General features: G+C 70.8%; 13 protein-coding genes. 6 read left to right on the forward strand and 7 right to left on the reverse strand.

What is annotated here, in order from left to right; all coding sequences use genetic code 11:
* The 3 genes from ABT304_RS10885 to ABT304_RS10895 form a co-directional block, all read right to left on the reverse strand.
* Nucleotides 1-548 (reverse strand): DUF222 domain-containing protein (locus ABT304_RS10885; protein WP_350715105.1); only part of this gene is annotated, 548 nt, incomplete at its 3' end.
* Nucleotides 549-946: 398 nt separating this feature from the next.
* Nucleotides 947-1,849 (reverse strand): aminoglycoside phosphotransferase family protein, encoded by a 903-nt coding sequence (locus ABT304_RS10890; protein WP_350715107.1) that lies wholly within the window; start codon nucleotides 1,847-1,849, stop codon nucleotides 947-949.
* A gap of 54 nt (nucleotides 1,850-1,903) precedes the next feature.
* Complete coding sequence (locus ABT304_RS10895) at nucleotides 1,904-2,200, reverse strand: DUF1905 domain-containing protein (protein WP_160026948.1); 297 nt, start codon at nucleotides 2,198-2,200, stop codon at nucleotides 1,904-1,906.
* A gap of 74 nt (nucleotides 2,201-2,274) precedes the next feature.
* Here ABT304_RS10895 and ABT304_RS10900 point away from each other — a divergent pair, with 74 nt between their 5' ends.
* From ABT304_RS10900 to ABT304_RS10910, 3 genes are read left to right on the forward strand one after another with little or no spacing between them, the layout of a single operon-like run.
* The gene (locus tag ABT304_RS10900; protein WP_350715108.1) at nucleotides 2,275-2,739 is read left to right on the forward strand and encodes a pyridoxamine 5'-phosphate oxidase family protein; all 465 of its coding nucleotides are present in this window, start codon (nucleotides 2,275-2,277) and stop codon (nucleotides 2,737-2,739) included.
* A complete protein-coding gene (locus tag ABT304_RS10905) occupies nucleotides 2,729-3,382 on the forward strand; it encodes a hypothetical protein (protein WP_350715110.1) in 654 nt (217 codons plus the stop codon). Before ABT304_RS10900 ends, ABT304_RS10905 begins: the two co-directional genes overlap by 11 nt.
* Before the next feature lie 42 nt (nucleotides 3,383-3,424).
* Complete coding sequence (locus tag ABT304_RS10910) at nucleotides 3,425-3,682, forward strand: hypothetical protein (protein WP_350715112.1); 258 nt, start codon at nucleotides 3,425-3,427, stop codon at nucleotides 3,680-3,682.
* 3 nt (nucleotides 3,683-3,685) lie between these two features.
* Here the strand turns inward: ABT304_RS10910 and ABT304_RS10915 are convergent, their stop codons facing one another.
* The 3 genes from ABT304_RS10915 to ABT304_RS10925 all read right to left on the reverse strand — a co-directional run bounded on the left by ABT304_RS10915 (nucleotide 3,686) and on the right by ABT304_RS10925 (nucleotide 12,097).
* On the reverse strand, nucleotides 3,686-8,335 hold the full coding sequence (locus ABT304_RS10915) for a family 78 glycoside hydrolase catalytic domain (protein WP_350715114.1): 4,650 nt from the start codon (nucleotides 8,333-8,335) through the stop codon (nucleotides 3,686-3,688).
* A gap of 108 nt (nucleotides 8,336-8,443) precedes the next feature.
* The gene (locus tag ABT304_RS10920; protein ID WP_350715116.1) at nucleotides 8,444-10,093 is read right to left on the reverse strand and encodes a DNA repair helicase XPB; all 1,650 of its coding nucleotides are present in this window, start codon (nucleotides 10,091-10,093) and stop codon (nucleotides 8,444-8,446) included.
* Between the two features lie 9 nt (nucleotides 10,094-10,102).
* Nucleotides 10,103-12,097, reverse strand: coding sequence for a helicase-associated domain-containing protein (locus ABT304_RS10925; protein ID WP_350715117.1), 1,995 nt, complete (start codon nucleotides 12,095-12,097; stop codon nucleotides 10,103-10,105).
* 282 nt (nucleotides 12,098-12,379) lie between these two features.
* On the opposite strand from ABT304_RS10925, the gene ABT304_RS10930 reads away from it, so the two are divergent.
* From ABT304_RS10930 to ABT304_RS10940, 3 genes are read left to right on the forward strand one after another with little or no spacing between them, the layout of a single operon-like run.
* Nucleotides 12,380-13,207, forward strand: a complete 828-nt coding sequence (locus tag ABT304_RS10930; RefSeq protein ID WP_350715119.1) for a PP2C family protein-serine/threonine phosphatase — start codon at nucleotides 12,380-12,382, stop codon at nucleotides 13,205-13,207.
* Nucleotides 13,204-15,123 (forward strand): FHA domain-containing protein, encoded by a 1,920-nt coding sequence (locus ABT304_RS10935; protein ID WP_350715121.1) that lies wholly within the window; start codon nucleotides 13,204-13,206, stop codon nucleotides 15,121-15,123. Before ABT304_RS10930 ends, ABT304_RS10935 begins: the two co-directional genes overlap by 4 nt.
* A 46-nt stretch (nucleotides 15,124-15,169) precedes the next feature.
* On the forward strand, nucleotides 15,170-16,321 hold the full coding sequence (locus tag ABT304_RS10940) for an RDD family protein (protein WP_350715123.1): 1,152 nt from the start codon (nucleotides 15,170-15,172) through the stop codon (nucleotides 16,319-16,321).
* 78 nt (nucleotides 16,322-16,399) lie between these two features.
* On the opposite strand, the gene lepB is transcribed toward ABT304_RS10940, so the two are convergent.
* Nucleotides 16,400-17,164, reverse strand: a complete 765-nt coding sequence (gene lepB, locus ABT304_RS10945) for a signal peptidase I (protein WP_350715125.1) — start codon at nucleotides 17,162-17,164, stop codon at nucleotides 16,400-16,402.
* Nucleotides 17,165-17,227 lie beyond the last annotated feature (63 nt).

The following is a 17,227-nucleotide window of genomic DNA, read 5'->3' on the forward strand; positions in this document are numbered from 1 at the left end:
AGCCGTTTCGCCTCTTCGGCTTCGGCGATCTCTGGGGCGATGACATCGAGGATCCGGCGCCCCAGGCGTCGCAGCTGGGTGGGGTCGAACCGGGTGGCGTAGGCGACCAGGGCCTGTTCGGCCTTGGTCTTGATCTCGGGGTCGAGGTCGGCGGGCAGGTCGTCGAGAGCGTTCACGATGACGTGGGCTTGGGCAGGGTTGCAGTTTCCGGCCCGCATGGCGGCCGCCACCAGCCCGTAGGTCCGGTCCAGTGCCTCGGCGAGCCGGAGGTCGGCGCGGAGGGTTTCGGGGCGTTGGTGGGTGTGGTGATGCAGCCACGCCGCCACATCCCGCGCCGCAGACTCGACGGCCACATCCTCAGCGGAGGCAAGCACCCGGAGTTCGAGCTCGGCCAGTTGGGCTTTCGCCCGGGCGATCTCGAGCAGGGTGGCGGCCTTCTGCTCGGTGGCCATGAACACCGGATTCGCCTCAGAGACACGGGCTAGCGAGGCGGTGACCGCGACCACGGCCCCCAGCACGGGGTGCTGGGGCTGTTGCAGCGTGGTCATCGAACCGGTCACCTCCCGACGTACGAACTCTCCACACCCGCTGGCACGGGTGTGTTCTGGTTCGCTGGTCTCGGAGGCCCGGAGTACGGGCTATTACTTACCCTCGCAGCTCAGCGTGCACGCCCCTGGTTCCCCTGGATTACCCCACCCCCGTTGTGTCTCGGGCGGCTGGGGCACGCCTCTTTCGAAGTGGTCGGCCTTCACGTTTACGCCTGCGCCGAGCCTACCACACAACACAAAACCAATGAACCCAATCAGGGACAGGTATCCCCAACAAAACCGAGACCGCTGCTGGAAGCCCGCAAGACAGGTAAATGGCACCCAACCCAGACACCCTGCTTCTAAATCTCCCAACCCAGACAACGTATTGGCCCCACCCACGCTGGAAGGCAAACCATTCAGCCCCCCAGAGCAGCCCTAGCCATCACAAGCCGGTCGGCGCAGCGTACGGGCATGGTCTGCCAGTAGTAGGGAAAGGTCATCACGGCGATGAAGAGCGCCCAGCCGCGACTGCGCAGCCAGGTGGCGTCGTCGAGGTCGAGGAGAGTGCGGAACTCGTCGCGGCCGGCGGCGTCGAGGAGCTCCCAGGCGCAGATCAGATCGACGGTGGGATCGCCGACGGAGAGGGCGCCGAAGTCGAGTACGGCAGTGAGGCGGCCGTCGCGGGCGAGGAGGTTCTCGGCGAGCAGGTCGCCGTGGAGCCAGTGCGTCCCGGCCTCCGCCGGGGGCAGGGCCATCACCTCGTCCCAGACCGACTCGACCGCGTCCAGGTCCAGGTCGAGCTCGGTGAGGTCACGACACTCCTTCAGGCGGAACCGGATGTCGGCGTCGAAGCCGGCGATCGGCTCACCGCGATACCAGCGCAAGCCGGCGTCGTCGAGCGCCGCCTGAGGCACCTCGGTCCGGCGGAGCCCGGCCACGACCGAGACCAGATCCGCGGCGGTGACGTCACTCGCACCAGGGGCAGGCTTCTCGCCGTCGAGCCAGCGCACCACGCTCCAGCGCTCCGGGTAGCCGAAGCCCGGCTCGCCGACCGTCACCACCTCGGGCGTGGCCACCGCGAGGTTGGTCGCGAAGCCGGGCAGCCAGCGCGCCTCCTGCGTGATCGCGGCGGATCCGCGGGGCTGGCGGGGGAGGCGTACGAGATGTTCCTCGCCCAGCCGGAAGAGCCGGTTGGTCGATCCGGTCGAGTCCAGGGGGCGGAGCGGAAGGTCCGCGTACGCAGCGAGGTCCCGCCTCAGCAGGGACCGCACCAGGTCCGCGTCGATCATCAGCTCGTCGTCGTGCATCGGGGCGTTCATCACGACCGAGCCAACCACGTCGGCACCCGGCGGCGCGCATGGTTTTCGCGCGCGTCAGACGAGGGTGATCGAGACGAGCGCGCGGTCGCCGACCTGGAGGTCCTCGCGGCGGCGTACGTCCTTCTTGATCGGCAACGCATAGCCTTCCTGGCCTGGGAAGACCGACGTCCTCCAGGTGGTCGTGCCGATCCGCGCCTCGACCCGCACCGACCCGAAGCCGCGCGGCGGGCCGGTCGCGATCGACGCCTCGCGGATCTCCTCGGTGACCTCGGGTGGCGCGGTCACGAAGATCCAGGCGTCGGTCTCGTCCTTCCACGGCCACAGGTCGGCCTCGAACTCCCAGGTCTCCATGTGCCCATTCTTCCCCCACAGCCCCATCCGGAAACCGCTACTCCGCCGGGACGACCGCGGATTAGGGTGCGGCCATGGCTGCCGACCCTCGCTCCCTCGCCCAGAGACTCTCCGACACCCGCGCCCGTCTGGAGAAGGACATCGACCTGTGGATCGCCTCCGCGCACGACGACCAGCCGTGGCTGGTGCCGATCTCGTTCGTGTGGTGGGAGGGCGAGATCTGGATCGCGAGCATGGGCGGTGCGCGCACCCAGCGCAACCTGTCCGCGTCCCCGGTCGTACGCCTGGCGCTCGGCGAGCTGCGCGACGTCGTGATCATCGACGGTCGCGCGGAGGTCGAGCCGATGGAGCGTACGCCGAAGCGGGTCCTGGAGATCTACGCCGAGAAGCAGGGCGGCGACCCGAGCAGGTGGGCGGACAGCCTGATCCGCGTCCGGCCGACGAAGGTCCAGGCGTGGCGAGAGGAGAACGAGCTCGAGGGACGCCACCTGATGCGGAACGGCCGTTGGCTGGACGAGGGTGGGTCCGATGGAAGCTGAGATCCCGCTGACTGAGGACACTTTCCGGGCGCTCGCCCGATCGTCGCCGTGGCGCTTCTCCGCGCTGCACTTCACCTGGCGGACGCGGGACGACGGCGACGTCGAGTGCTGGTTGCGGAGACCTGGCTGGCTCCGAGTGCGCGACGCCAGCGGGGATCGCGTGGAGAGGGGCGAGGCTCCGGTGTTCGATCCGGAGCCGGTCCTGCGCGCCGACGGTCTCGTGGAGAGCCGGTCGCGGGCCTACACCCACGACATCGACGACCCGATGTGGAACAACTACCTCTTCGTGTCGATGCTCGATCCCGAGGAGCTCTCCGCCGACGTCGTGCTGAGCGACCTGCGCTCGGCGGAGCGAGCAGGCCGGCAGACCTGGTGGGCGAGGGCGGTGCCCGGGGACGAGTACGAGCCGCGGTGCGGGTGCTGTCCGCTGCTGTGGTCCTGGGTCTCCGACCGCGACGAGTACGGCGACGGCGACCCGGGCTGGGAACCGTCCCCAGGGACGGTCTACCCCGAGGCGTACGACATCGCGCTTGACGTGGCGACCGGGGTCGTCGTGCAGCTGACCCCGGTCGGAGGCTCACGGCCCGATCTCGGCTTCGAGACCACGATCCATGAAGCAGAACTGTCGGTGGTCTCTGTTTAAGTGGTGGTGAGGACGACATCCGATCCAGACGGAGGAGATGTCATGACCATCAGCACGACCATCGATGAGGAGATCGAGCGGCTCGAGGAGGGGCTCGGCGAGCGGCCCGCCTGTGAGTGCAAGTGCGGCAGCCCGGACAGCGACGCGGAGCCTTGTGGCGAGGTGGCGGCGTACGCGGTGACCGTGCTCTGTCCCGACGACCGCTGCACCCACACCTATCTGTTGTGCCGGGAGTGCCGGGATCAATGGGTGCAGAACTGTCCACCACCTCACCAGCTGCGCGTTGTTGCGCTCGGGTGAGGCTCATGCCACCGGCACCACCCACACGTCGGCGACCGACGGGTCGTAGTCGGCGCCGGTGTCCCGGAACCGGAGCCGCACCGAGCCGTCCGCGGTCAGCGCCGAGGGCTCCACCAGGAACTGGTGAATCATCGTGCCCTGCCCGCCGCTGGTGCGGGTCAGGTCGACGCTGTGCGCGACCTGACCGTCGAGCTCGACGTCGTAGGTCTTGCGTCGTGCGCCGTCGAACGTCTCGACGATGCGGACCACGAACGATCCATCCGTCGGCACCGCGGCGTCGAACTCGAACCAGCCGCCCGGGTAGGAGGAGTGCGTGTAGCGGCGGGTCAGCCCGGCCTCCTGATTGGTCCCCGACCGCTCGGAGGCGGTCAGTCCATGCGCTGTCTCCGAGGTCGCCTCGCCGAGGTCGACATGATCGGTCGACGACGACGGTGGCGTCGCGAGTCCGACGGTCACGGTGGCCGCCGCCTGCTCCGCCGGCGTCGCTCCGGTCGCCACGGTCAGGGAGACCGGGCCGGCCACGACCGTCCGCGGCACGACGACCTCGACGTCGACATCGGCGTCCTGACCGGCCGGGATCTCGTAGCCCACCGGCTCCGCCGACCAGCCGGCCGGGCCGGTCAGTGACAGCTCGCCGCGCTGGGTGACGTCGCTGCGGTTGTGCAGTGTGGCGGTGACGGTCGCGGTCTGTCCGCCGTCGACCGACGCCGGGGCGCTCGATGTCGCGGTGATCTGCACGCCGGGTCCGACCATCAGGGTGCCTCCCACCGGGAGCCTGGCGGTGCCACCCGAGCGGCTATAGGACAGCTCACCGCTCAGCTGCGCGGGACCCACGGCCGCATCCTCCGGCACCGTGACCTCATAGGCGTGCTCGACCTGCCCGCCGGCGGGCACGGTGCCGGCGGGCGCGCCGACTGCCTCGGCGGTCCATCCGTCCGGCACCTCGAGCGACGAGGTCACCTCCTGCAGCGGCTGCTTGCCCGAGTTGTCGACTCGCACCGAGACCTCGACGACATCGCCGGGGAGGACCTCCTCGTCGGGCACCTGCAGGACGGCGACGGCTCCGACCAGCCGGGCTGAAGCGCGCGAGAGACTCTTCTCGATCGCCGTGAGCCGATCACGCAGACCTGCCGCGGTCGCCTCGGTGAGCGTGCCGTTCTCGGCGTACATCTGGACGGCGCGGTCGAGGTAAGCGGCCGCTGCGAGGGAATGGTGGACCGCCTCGGCGATCCGCTCCTCCTCGGCGTCACCAGCGGCGAGCTTCCACGCCTCGTCGATCTGGCCGCGCAGCAACGCGGTCCGCTTCGCGAGGTCGCGCTTGGCGGCACTGCCCGCGGGGCCGGCGAGATCGAGGGAGGAGACCTTCGCAGCCGTCGCGGCGGCCTCCGCCCGAGCGGCGCCGAGGTCCCCGAGGGCGGGAGCGACCGCGAAGCTGTAGTCGCCGGATCCGACCTCGAGGACGACCACGTCCTCGTCCTCACGCACGAACTCGACGTCGGCCGAGTCCTCGATCGGCGAGCCGCCCTCGGTGACCGCCCACCGGTTGGCGGCGGGGATCCGCACCTCGGCGGTCGTGTTGGCCGGAACGGTCACGTCGAGGGTCATCGGCCCGTCGTGGGTGGCCCAGGCGCTGCGTACGGTGCCGTACGGGGTCTGCAGGCTGTAGTCGACGTCGTCGACACCGTCTCCGGGCTCGGGGGCGATCGTGATCTTGCGATAGCCGGGCTCGGCGGCCGAGACGCCGGCCATGGTGCGATACATCCACTCGCCGACGGCGCCGTAGGCGTAGTGGTTGAAGGAGTTCATCCCCACGTCGTTGAACGTGCCGTCCGGGTTGATCGAGTTCCAGCGCTCCCAGATCGTGGTGGCGCCCTTGCCGATCTCATAACCCCACGAGGGGTAGTCCTCGTGCTGCAGCAGCCGGTAGGCGATGTCGGTGCGTCCGGCCTTCGTCAGCGCGGGCAGCAGCCCGTCGACGCCGAGGAACCCGGTCGAGAGGTGGTAGTCACGCCGCTCGAGCGTCTGCACGAACTGCTCGTAGACCGCCTTGCGCCGGTCCGCGGGCTCGAGGTCGTTGGTCAGGGTGAGGATGTACGCCGTCTGGCTGTCGCCCTTGACGGACCCGTCGGCGGCGATGAAAGCCTGCTGGTACGCAGCCCGGATGGCCTCGTAGCGCGCCTGGTAGGCAGCGGCGTCGGCGTCCTTGCCGATCGCCTTCGCCATCTGTGCGAACTCCCGGGTGCTCTTCGCGACGAAGGCGGTGTCCAGGACGTCCGCGGGGGTCGGGTCGTCGAGGTTGAGCCAGTCCAGGTAGCCGCCGGCGGACCGGATGTGCCCGGTCGAGTCGGCGTCGAGGAAGTCGACGTAGCGCTTCATCATGTCGTAGTTCTCGGCGATGACGCCGGTGTCGCCGTAGGCCTGCCACAGCGTCCAGGGCACGTGTACGCCCGCGTCCATCCAGCCGGCCGACTCGTAGCCGCCGTCGAAGCGGCCCGGGACGACCGGGGCCACGCCAGGGAGCGATCCGTTGGGTCGCTGGGTGTCGCGCAGGTCCTGCAGCCACTTGGTCAGGAACGACTCGGAGTCCATGTTGTAGACCGCCGTCCGGGCGAACACGTTGATGTCGCCGGTCCAGCCCATCCGCTCGTCGCGAGCCGGGGTGTCGGTCGGGATGGAGAGGAAGTTGCCGCGCATTCCCCACACGATGTTGCTCTGCAGCTGGTCGACCAGGTCCGAGCTGGTGTCCAGCGTGCTGGCCAGGTCGCCGTCGGTTCCGACCACGACGCCCACGATGTCGGAGGCATCCGGCGCCTCGTCCAGCCCGGAGATCTCGACGTAGCGGAAGCCGTGGAAGGTGAAGGACGGCTCGTACGTCTCGGGCTCGTCGGACCCGAAGGTGTAGGTGTCCTTGGCCTTCGCGCTGCGGAGGTTGGCGGTGTAGAGGGTGCCGTCCGGGTTGAGCACCTCGCCGTGGCGGATCGTGACCGTCCGGCCCTTCTCGCCCTGCAGGGTGAGGCGGACGTGGCCGACCATGTTCTGGCCGAGGTCGTAGAGGTAGACGCCCTCGGTCGGGGAGTCGATCCGCTTCGCGGTCTCGAGCTCCTCGGTGACGCGTACGTCGACGGCCGTCTGCGGCTCGAGCACGTCGGTCGGCTCGTCCCTGACGGCGACGGCGGCCCAGTCCTGGTCGTCATATCCGGCCCGGTCCCAGCCTTCCACCTCCGCTGCGCGGCGGGCGTCGTACCACTCGCCGTCGAGGAGGTCGGCCTCGCGAGTCGGTCCGCCGGTGGTGCGCCAGGTGTCGTCGGTGCGTACGACCTCGCTGGTGCCGTCGGAGTAGTCGACGACGAGCTCTGCGATCACGGAGTTCTCGGTGCCGTAGACGTCGGTGCCGAACATCGCGACCTTGCCGGAGTACCAGCCGGGCGCGACCTCGGCCCCGAAGACGTTCGATCCTGAGCGCACCAGCTCGGTCACGTCGTAGGTCTGGTAGTCGATGCGCTTGTCGTACGCCGTCCAGCCCGGGGCCAGCTCGGCGTCGCCGACCCGCTTGCCGTTGAGGCGCAGCTCATAGACACCTCGCGCCGAGGCGTAGACGCGGGCGCGGGTGATGCTCTTCTCGCCCAGGTCGACCTCCTTGCGCAGCAGCGGCACCGCGTCGTCTCCGCGCAGCCACGCCTCGCCGCCGGCGTTGTCGACCCGGAGCCCGTCGGCGGTGACGGTGCCGGCGGTGAAGGTGCGGTCGCCGGCCGGGAAGTCGGTGTCCACGAGGGTGGTGCGACCGGCGCTGGTGACGGTCACGTCGTGGACCAGCCCGTGCTCGGCGCCGTTGGTGCGGAAGCCCATCACCCCAGGTCCCGCGAAGGTGGCGTCGGTGCGCTGGTCGAGCTGCTGGCCGTCGATCGTGGTCGTGATCGTGTCGCCCGCGACGGTGATCGCGTAGTCGTGCTCGGCGGCGAAGTCGAAGCCGCTCGGGACCGGCTTCGCGGGCAGCACGGAGTAGCCGCCGTTGCGCTTCACGTGCGGACGAAGCGCGTCGTCGGACTCGCTGAATTGCCACATGTAGGCGTTCTCGGTGTTCTCGCCACGGAAGTAGACGCCCAGGGCTCCGCCGATGTCGGAGGCGGTGAACTCGATCGTGTAGTCGGTCCACTCCGCGCCCAGCTCAGGAGTCTTTGCGCCGATCCAGTCGGCGGTCCACGCCTCCTTGCCGAGGCCGGTGGCGAACGTCGCCGGCTTGCTCCACGCGGAGGCGACGCCGTCGTCGTCCCAGACCCGCACCGACCACACGTAGTCGGTGCGAGGCTTCAGTGCGGGCCCGGCGTACCGGACGTCGACGGACTGCCCGGACCTCACCTTCCGGCTGTCCCACACATCGGGGGAGCTGAGCCGTCGCTCCGAGGACGCGACCCGGATCTGGTACGCCGTCTGGGTCACGCCGCGGCGGTCGGAGTCGAGCTGCCACCCGAGCGTGGGGGCGGTCGTCGCGATGCCGAGAGGGTCCGCCAGCGCATTCGTACGCAGCTCGCCGACGACGGGGACGGAGCCCACGTCTTCGGTCGCTGGAACGGCGCTGGCGGCGAGTGGGGGCAGTGCGGGGGAGAGGACGACGGCGAAGGCGGCCGTGACCAGCCCGGCGATGTGTCGGCGCACGCGGACTCCTGGGGTCGAGGAATTGAAACGCTTCACCGAGTATGGCGTGCGTCACATTCCGTGTGCAGCGACTTGGCCGCATCCGGCCACAGGCAACGATTCAGTCGGTCAGGACGTGAGGTCGTCGAGGGAGTCGGCGTCGACGATCCGGTAGGCATAGCCTTGCTCGGCCAGGAAGCGCTGGCGGTTCTGGGCGAAGTCGGCGTCGACGGTGTCGCGGGAGACGATCGTGTAGAAGTGCGCGGTCTTGTTGCCGTCGCCGGGGCGCAGCAGCCGGCCGAGCCGTTGCGCCTCCTCCTGGCGCGAGCCGTAGGCCCCGGAGACCTGGATCGCGACCTCGGCCGAGGGCAGGTCGATGGAGAAGTTGGCGACCTTGGAGACGACCAGCAGGTCGATCTCGCCGGAGCGGAAGGCGTCGAAGAGCCGCTGGCGCTCCTTGACCGACGTCTTGCCCTCGATCACCGGGGCGTCGAGCGAGGCGGCGATCTCGTCGAGCTGCTCGAGGTACTGCCCGATCACGAGCGTCGGCTTGCCGGCGTGGGAGGCGACGATCTCTTTGACCACGTCGATCTTGTGGTGGGTGCACGAGGCGATCCGGTAGCGCTCGTCGGGCTCGGCGGTGGCGTAGACGAGTCGTTCGCCGGCAGGCAGCGTCACCCGCACCTCGACGCAGTCGGCCGGCGCGATCCAGCCCTGCGCCTCAATGTCCTTCCAGGGAGCGTCGTAGCGCTTGGGGCCGATCAGGGAGAACACGTCACCCTCGCGCCCGTCCTCGCGCACCAGCGTCGCGGTCAGGCCGAGCCGGCGGCGGGCCTGCAGATCGGCGGTCATCCGGAAGATCGGGGCGGGAAGAAGGTGGACCTCGTCGTAGACGACCAGCCCCCAGTCGCGGGCGTCGAGCAGCTCCAGATGGGGATAGGCACCCTTCCGGCGCATGGTCAGCACCTGGTAGGTGGCGATCGTGACCGGCCGGATCTCCTTGACCGACCCCGAATACTCGCCGATCTCGTCCGGGGTCAGCGACGTACGGCGTACGAGCTCGTCCTTCCACTGCCGCGCGGAGACGGTGTTGGTGACGAGGATCAGCGTGGTCGCCTGGGCGTGCGCCATGGCGGCCGCGCCGACCAGCGTCTTGCCGGCGCCGCACGGGAGCACGACGACTCCGGAGCCGCCGTGCCAGAACGACTCGGCCGCCTCCGACTGGTAGGGGCGCAGCGTCCAGTCGGTGGTGTCCAGCGCGATCGAGTGCGCCTCGCCGTCGACGTAGCCCGCGTAGTCCTCGGCCGGCCAGCCGAGCTTGAGCAGGGCCTGCTTGAGGTTGCCGCGCTCGGAGGGGTGGACGACGACGGTGTCCTCGTCGAGCCGTTCGCCCAGCATCCCGGCGACCTTCCTCGCCCGGATGACCTCCTCCAGCACCGTCCGGTCGGAGGAGACCAGCACCAGTCCGTTCACCGGGTTCTTCTCCAGCCGGAGCCGGCCGTAGCGGGCCATCGTCTCGGCGACATCGACCAGCAGGGAGTGCGGTACGGGATAACGGGAGAACTCGAGCAGCGTGTCCACCACCTGCTCGGCGTCGTGCCCGGCCGCGCGTGCGTTCCACAGCCCCAACGGAGTCAGCCGGTAGGTGTGGATGTGCTCCGGTGACCGCTCCAGCTCGGCGAACGGCGCGATCGCCTTGCGGCACTCACCTGCCCGGGCATGGTCGACCTCGAGCAGCAGCGTCTTGTCCGACTGGACGATCAGGGGGCCGTCGTTCACCGGACCAGCCTACGGCGACGTCGGGCGCACGCTCCTGATCCGGGACAGCGCGAAGGAACGTACGTCGTCCTCGACCCGGGCCGCGAGAGAGCCGCCGTCGATCCCCAACGGCTCGACGCGCGCCTCGCCGCCGACGCCGCGGCCGTCGACGTAGGAGATCACGACCTGTTCCCCAGCATCGATGGCCTCGTGGAGGATCGCCATGGTGGAGGCCGGCTCGGCCGGAGCCGGGCGAGAGGCGGCGGTCTCGTCGCCCGCCTTGATCCTGGCCGCCACCGCGGTCGCCCGCGCGGCGAGGTGGGCCTCCTGAGCGCCGGCCGGCCGCGCGCCGTTGCGGGCCTTGGCGCGCTTGGCGTCGGGGCGTGCGACGTGGATGGATCCGTCGGGTGCCTCGACGACCGGCGCCAGGCCCAGCTCGCGCAGCCGGGGGAGGAGCGAGTCGAGCGCGACGGTGCTGACGACCACCGTCGGCGCCAGTCGCCGCAGTCCCAGGGACTCGGCGGCCGGGTGGGCCAGCAGCTCGGCCAGCGCCGCCTCGTCGTCGCTGCGCAGGTACGCGGCCGCGAACCCGACCCGGACCGTCCCGAACGTACGCGCCGTGTCGTCCACCAGGTAGGTCAGCGCCTGCGGGACGGGGGTGCGGGAGGCGGCGGTGAGGAACGCGTGGATCTCGGTGGCGGTCCAGCCGCGGTCCATGGCCCGCCGCACCGACTCCTTGGTGAACCGGTAGACCGTCGCCCCGCCGTGCGACTCCACGGTGGCCACCACGGCCAGGGTGCGCGCCAGCGCGGGCTCCAGGGGCCCCGGCGCGACCGCGGTCAGATCGCCCTGGAGCAGCACATGGTCGACCGGCTCCGGCAGCAGCCCGGCCAGGGTCGGGACCGGATCCTCGCCCGCCACCAGCTGCCGACCGTACGCAGCCAGCCCCCCGAACGCGGCGAGCCCGAGCGCCTCCGCCTCGGTGAGCGTCCAGTCCACCAGGGCCTCGCGGGACTCGGTGCGGGTGCGCGGCCGGCGCGGCCGCTCCCAGGCGAGGCGGGTGACGACCGCGGCGGGGCCGGTGCCGGCGGCGAGGACCTCGCCGTCCGGCAGGGCGGCGAGCAGGCCGAGGGTCTGCCGCCGCGTCGCCACGGCCGAGGCTCCGGCCAGATCGGGGGCCAGCGCGTTCCAGGTCTTCCCGGCGGGGTCGCGCTGGCCGACGAGCCCGGGGAGGCGCGGCGAGGCCAGCCAGGCGCCGGCGACGTGCGACCAGCGGGCCGCCAGGGGCTGCTGGAGCCACTGGTCGAAGAGCTCGGTCGGCATCCAGGCCGGATCGCCCTCCTCGTCGGCGCCCAGCGCGAGCAGCCCCGCGGCCCAGGCGACCTCGATCAGCAACGCCGCTGTGGGCTCGGTGACATGGAGCCGCTCGGCTGTCGTCCTCAGGTCCCGGACCGTCAGGCCCGCCCCGCCGCGCAGCGACCGGGGCGGCGTGACGCTCCAGCCGTCGAGGAGCAGCTCGAGGTTGCGTACGAGCTCGAAGGCGGCGCCCGCGGCCGCCCGGTCGACCAGCGTGGATGCACGCGAGGAGGTCGGCAGGGGTGGTGGGACGTCCACAGGGGCGATCGTCGTCCGCCCACCTCGCAGCGCGAGCCCGACCTCACCGGGCAGGGTCAGCATTCCGTCTCCCGAGGAGACCAGCAGCCCGTGGGCGATGAGCTCCTCGGCCGGTCCGGCCGCCTCGGCCACGGATACGCCCGGGCGCGCGCGTGAGGAGGAGGCCTGCCCGCCGCCGGCGTCGACGGCCTCCAGCATCGCGCGCGCCTCGGCGGACACAGCCGGCAGGCTGCGTACGCCTTCTTCCTGGTCAGCGGCGAACGGCTGCAGCCCGGATGTGCCGGGCGAGCCCCGCAGCAGGGCCGCGACACCGGTCACCGCGCGCAGGCCGTCGAGGGAGTGCCACACCAGGCAGGTGTCCTCCAGATGAGAAAGTGCTCGTGTCGCGGCGTCCACTTCGGCGTTCACCATGGAAGATAAGTGGGCTTTGGTGGTTTGATTCGCGAGGGCAACGGCATCAAGCACGATCAGCTCGAGATGGTTAAGGTCATCCATCGCGTAGTGCAAGGATGTGCGAGTGGCTGCTCGGGCGGCGAGTTGGCCGGAGTCATGAGGGGACGGCGTGGCGAGATCAGGACGAGCAAGAAGCAGGCGTGAGATGCGCTCTGTGGGCCAAGAGCGCAACTGGTCTGCGAGTGAGCGGAAGCCTGTGTCCATCGGCATCACGCTATCCCGGCAGGCCTAGGGGGCGAGATGTCCAGGAAAGTAGTGATCGCGCACGGGGCCGCGACAGATGTCGGCCAGGTGCGGAAGGTCAACGAGGACTCCCATGTGGCCGAGCCACCGGTCTTCGTCGTCGCGGACGGTATGGGCGGCCACGACGGTGGTGACATCGCCAGCGAGATGGTGATCCAGGAGTTCGCCAAGCTCGGCGGCACCCATTACGCGTCCGAGTCCGGCAGCCAGGCGATGGTCGAGGCCCTCCAGGCGGCACAGGACCGGATCGTGGCCTTCGCGCTCGAGCAGCGCTCGCGCGGGGCCTCGGACTACCAGTCCGGCACCACCTGCGCCGCGGCTCTGATCGCCGACGGCGGAAGCAGCCCGTTGTGGATCCTGCTCAACGTCGGCGACTCGCGGATCTACCGATATTTCGACGGCACGCTGAGCCAGCTCAGCCGCGACCACAGCCTGGTCCAGGAGCTGGTCGACTCGGGGCAGATCACGCGTGAGCAGGCCGAGCACCACCCGGAGCGCAACGTGGTGACCAGGGCGCTGGGCGGGATGGCCCCGGCGGTCCCGGACATCTTCCAGGTGACCCTGCCCGTGGGGGCCCGGCTGATGCTGTGCTCCGACGGCGTGAGCGGGATGATCTCGGATACCGAGATCGCCGACATCCTCGCGGCGGAGGACACCGACGCCCGCGACACGGCCGAGAAGCTCGTCGCCGCCGCGGTCGAGGCGGGTGGCCGGGACAACGCCACCGCGATCGTGGTCGATGTGATGGGATTGACCGAGGAGAACCCGTATGACTCGGAGCAACAAAGGGTGAGTATGGAGCAGAAGCTAGGAGTGCTGCCATGAGTGAGCAAGGAACCATCGCAAGCACGTCCTACATGCCGGGCACATGGTTCGGCATCATCGGTGAGAGCGCCACGGTGCTGCTCCCGCCCTCGGAGAAGAGCCGTGCGGGCGCGCTGTGGGCGCTCGTGGACGACGGTGCCGGGTTCGACGAGGTGCTCGACGCGCTCGTCGCGACCGGGCTGAGCTCGTTGCCGGGCTTCGTCCTCATCTCCGGGGACGTGACGCCTGACGGCGGCAGCGTACGCACGGTCGTGCGCGGCCCGTCCGTGGTCTCGTTCGAGGCCGGCGAGGGCACCGTCGAGGTCGACGGCTCGTCGTCGAAGACGTGGGTCGAGCGCACTCTCGAGGGTGTCACCAGGATGTCCGTCTCGCTCGGCGAGGAGGGCGCGACCGGTGAGCCGATGACGGCGCTCGGTGGTCTGCTGCGGGTCTCGGGTCTCGAGGTTCCGCCGCCGGTCCCGGAGTCCGCCCAGGACGACTCGCCGGAGAGCCGCGCCGGTTTCGTCGCTGCCCCGGTGGCCGTCGAGGAGGGTCCGGACGAGGGCGTCGACGAGCCGGCCCCGGGTGACCCGCTCACCGATCCTCTTCCCGAGGACAGCTACGCCGACTCCGCCGACGACCTGGACTCCGCCGAGGAGCAGGGTCTCGACGAGGACGAGCCGGTCGCGGCCCCGCCCTCCCTCTCGGTCGTTCCGCCGATCCCGGTCTCGGGTGACCTCCCCGGTCTCGGGGCGGACGCCGAGTCGGACTCCGGCGCGGAGGCAGACCTCGGCCCGGACTCCGACTTCGACGAGGACGCTGAGGCGGACGAGCCGATCTCGGTCAACCGTGGCGACGAGTCCGGCGAGGCGTCGGCACCGCGCCACGACGACCTGACCGAGCCGACCGAGGCGTTCGAGATGCCGGCCGCCTCCCAGGACGCCGACGACCAGGATTTCCCGGAGCCCGCTTCCGGCGGCTACGAGGACGACTACGCCAGCGACGAGCACGCTGCTGCCGTGGCGTCCTCCTTCGGCCCCTCCGCGGTCTCCCCGGAGCCCGTGTCCGACATGGACGTCGCTCCCGACGCCGAGACCGAGGTCCTTCCGGCCGTCGACGAGGAGGCCTACGACGGGCCCGAGTCCTACGACGAGCCTGAGTCCGCCCCGGCGCCCGGCTTCGGCCCGCCGTCGATGCCGCCTCCGCCTCCGCTGACGACGCCTCCGCCGCCTCCGGTGGACGCGCCGCCTGCTCCCTACGAGGAGTCGCGGGCCGAGGGCATGATCGACGCTGCGCCGAGCGAGGCCCCGATCGAGGCACCGTCCTTCGACAGCGCTCCTGCCGACGCGCCGGTGACCGAGATCCCTCCGGCACCCCCGGCCCCTCCGGCGTTCCCGGCCCCGCCCGCGCCGCCGGCTCCGCCCGTGGCGCCGATCCCCGAGACCCACGACGAGCCGGTCTGGGAGGAGCCCAACCCCGATGAGGACGACCACGACGGTCTGACCCGCATCGGCGTCGGCGAGGACCTCAACGCCGGTCTCGCCGGCATCCCCGGCCAGCCCGAGGCCCCGAAGGTGACCGCCTACCCGGTCGCCCGCCTGGAGTTCTCCAGCGGCGACCGCGTCGAGGTCGACCGGGTCGTCCTGGTCGGCCGCGCCCCCGAGGCGAGCCGGTTCACGCCCACCGAGCAGCCGATGCTGGTGACCGTGCCCAGCCCGCACCAGGAGATCTCCTCGACCCACTGCGAGATCCGTCCCGGTGCCGGTGTCGACCACGGCGCAGCGGTGGTCACCGACCTCGGCTCGACCAACGGCACCGTGCTGGTCCAGCCGGGTCTCGGCCCGGAGGACCTGCGTCCCGGCGTACCCGTCCAGCTCATGCCGGGTGCCGTCATCGACCTCGGTGACAGTCTGACGATCCGGGTGACCAACCCATGATCAAGCGGCTCTCGCTCATGTCGCCGGCCTCTGTGGAGGCGGCGGCATGAGCGTGGCCGGTCTGCCGGCTCCAACCGTCGAGGCTGCGATCGCCGAGCCGGACCGTCGGTTCTACGCCTTCGCCATCGACCGGGTGATCGCGTGGGCGATCTTCGCCGCGGCCGGGTTCGCCGCCTGGCTGATCTTCTTCCGCAACGACAGCCTGCTTCCCGGCGTCGGCCTGATCGCCGGCGTGGTCCTGGGAGTCTGGCTGGTCGGCACCGTACTCACCGGCTCCGGGGGCAAGACACCCGGGAAGATGGCCCTCGGGCTCCGCGTGGTCAGCGATGACTCCGGAGCCGCGGGCCGTCCCATCGGCGTAGGCAAGGCGTTCGTACGCCAGGCCCTGCTCGGTCTCTGCACGATCCCGACGCTCGGCATCGGCACCGCCACCTTCGCCTGGGTCGCCGCGATGGACGACCGCGGCCGTCGTCAGGGGTGGCACGACCGCCGTGCAGGCTCGGTCGTGGTCGACGTACGGCCTCCGGCGATCGTCGAGGCCGAGGAGGAGGCGCCCGCGCCGCGTCGCATCGTCAACCTGACCACCATGCGCCTGAAGCAGGCCGAGGCGACCCCGGAGCGGGCCGAGCGACCGCAGACCCCCGCCGCGCCGACCCAGAGCCCCGCGGCTCAGGCTCCTGCCGCTCAGGCCGCGGCCGAGGCCCAAGCGGCGCAGACCATCGTCCCGGGAATGATCTCCCGTCAGGCACCCCCGGCTCCGATGCCGCCAGCTCCCGCCCCGCCGACTCCGGCCCCGCCGGCCCCGCCGTCGGCGCAGCCTGCCCCTCCGCCGCCTCCCGTGCCTGCCCCGCAGCCCGCGGCGACGGCTCGCTGGCGGGTCACGTTCGACACCGGCCAGAGCTTCGTGGTCGAGGGTCTCGCCATCGTCGGACGCGGCCCCGAGCCGCGTCCGGGCGAGGAGGTCGCCCACCGGGTGGCCCTCTCCTCGAGCGACATGTCCCTGTCCAAGACCCACGCCCAGTTCCAGATCGCGGCCGACGGCACCCTCGTGGTCATGGACCGTGGCTCCACCAACGGCACCACCCTGATCCGCCAGGGCGCCGCACGAGCCCTCGGCGCCCGCCGCCCCGCGGCTCTCATCGACGGCGACAAGGTCAAGTTCGGCGATCGCACCATGGATGTGGTTCGCGAGGCCTGACCGCCGAAAGGTCACCCGCGCCGGCCGAGACGTCACACAGTTGACGTCTCGGCCGACGCGCGTGGCGCCTCGGCGAGGTCATTCGACGGAGTCGAAGGTCTCCGGGCGATGCTCGACGCCGAAGCGGTCGGTGGGCCAGAAGACGACGGCGACGCGGCCGACGACGTCGGAGACGGGTACGAACGCGTTCGAGCAGGCCTCGTCGCCCGACTCCTGGCGTTCGGGGCTGCACAGATGGAAGGACGAGTCGGCGGAGTTGGCACGGTTGTCGCCCATCACGAAGATCCGGCCCTCGGGGACGACGGCCTTCCAGCCCCGGCAGCCGCCCTTGACGTACGACCCGTTGTCCTGCGCCATGGGGCCGTCGCAGGTGTCGGCGGGAGCGATGAAGGACGACGCGTCCACGGGCGTGCCGTTGACGACGATCCGACCCGACTCGCAGCACTCCACGGTGTCGCCCGCGACCCCGATGACCCGCTTCACCAGGTGGTCACCGGTCGGGTAGAGCCCGATCTTGGCGAGCACGGCCCTGAAGCCGGTCGGGGCAGGTGCGATCTGGTTGGCGGAGAGCCAGCCGCCGGGATCGGTGAAGACGACGACGTCGCCGCGCTCGGGCGTGCCGCCCATCCAGTAGGACGGCTTCTCGACCAGTACGCGGTCGTTGACTTCCAGGCCGGGCTGCATCGACTCGGAGGGGATGTAGAACGCCTGGGCGAGGAACGTCTTGATGACGACGGCGAGCAGGATCGCCGTCACTGCGATGACCAGGATCTCGATGAGCGACCCCAGAACTCCCCTCTGCCGTCGGCCTGACCCCACCGACGCCTCCCGCTCTGCCCCCATGCTGAGACCCTATCCAGACGATGGGTCCGGCCCGGGCGCTATCCAGAATTCACGGGCGCGCGA

Source organism: Nocardioides sp. NPDC000445 (assembly GCF_040300245.1).
Classification (GTDB): domain Bacteria; phylum Actinomycetota; class Actinomycetes; order Propionibacteriales; family Nocardioidaceae; genus Nocardioides.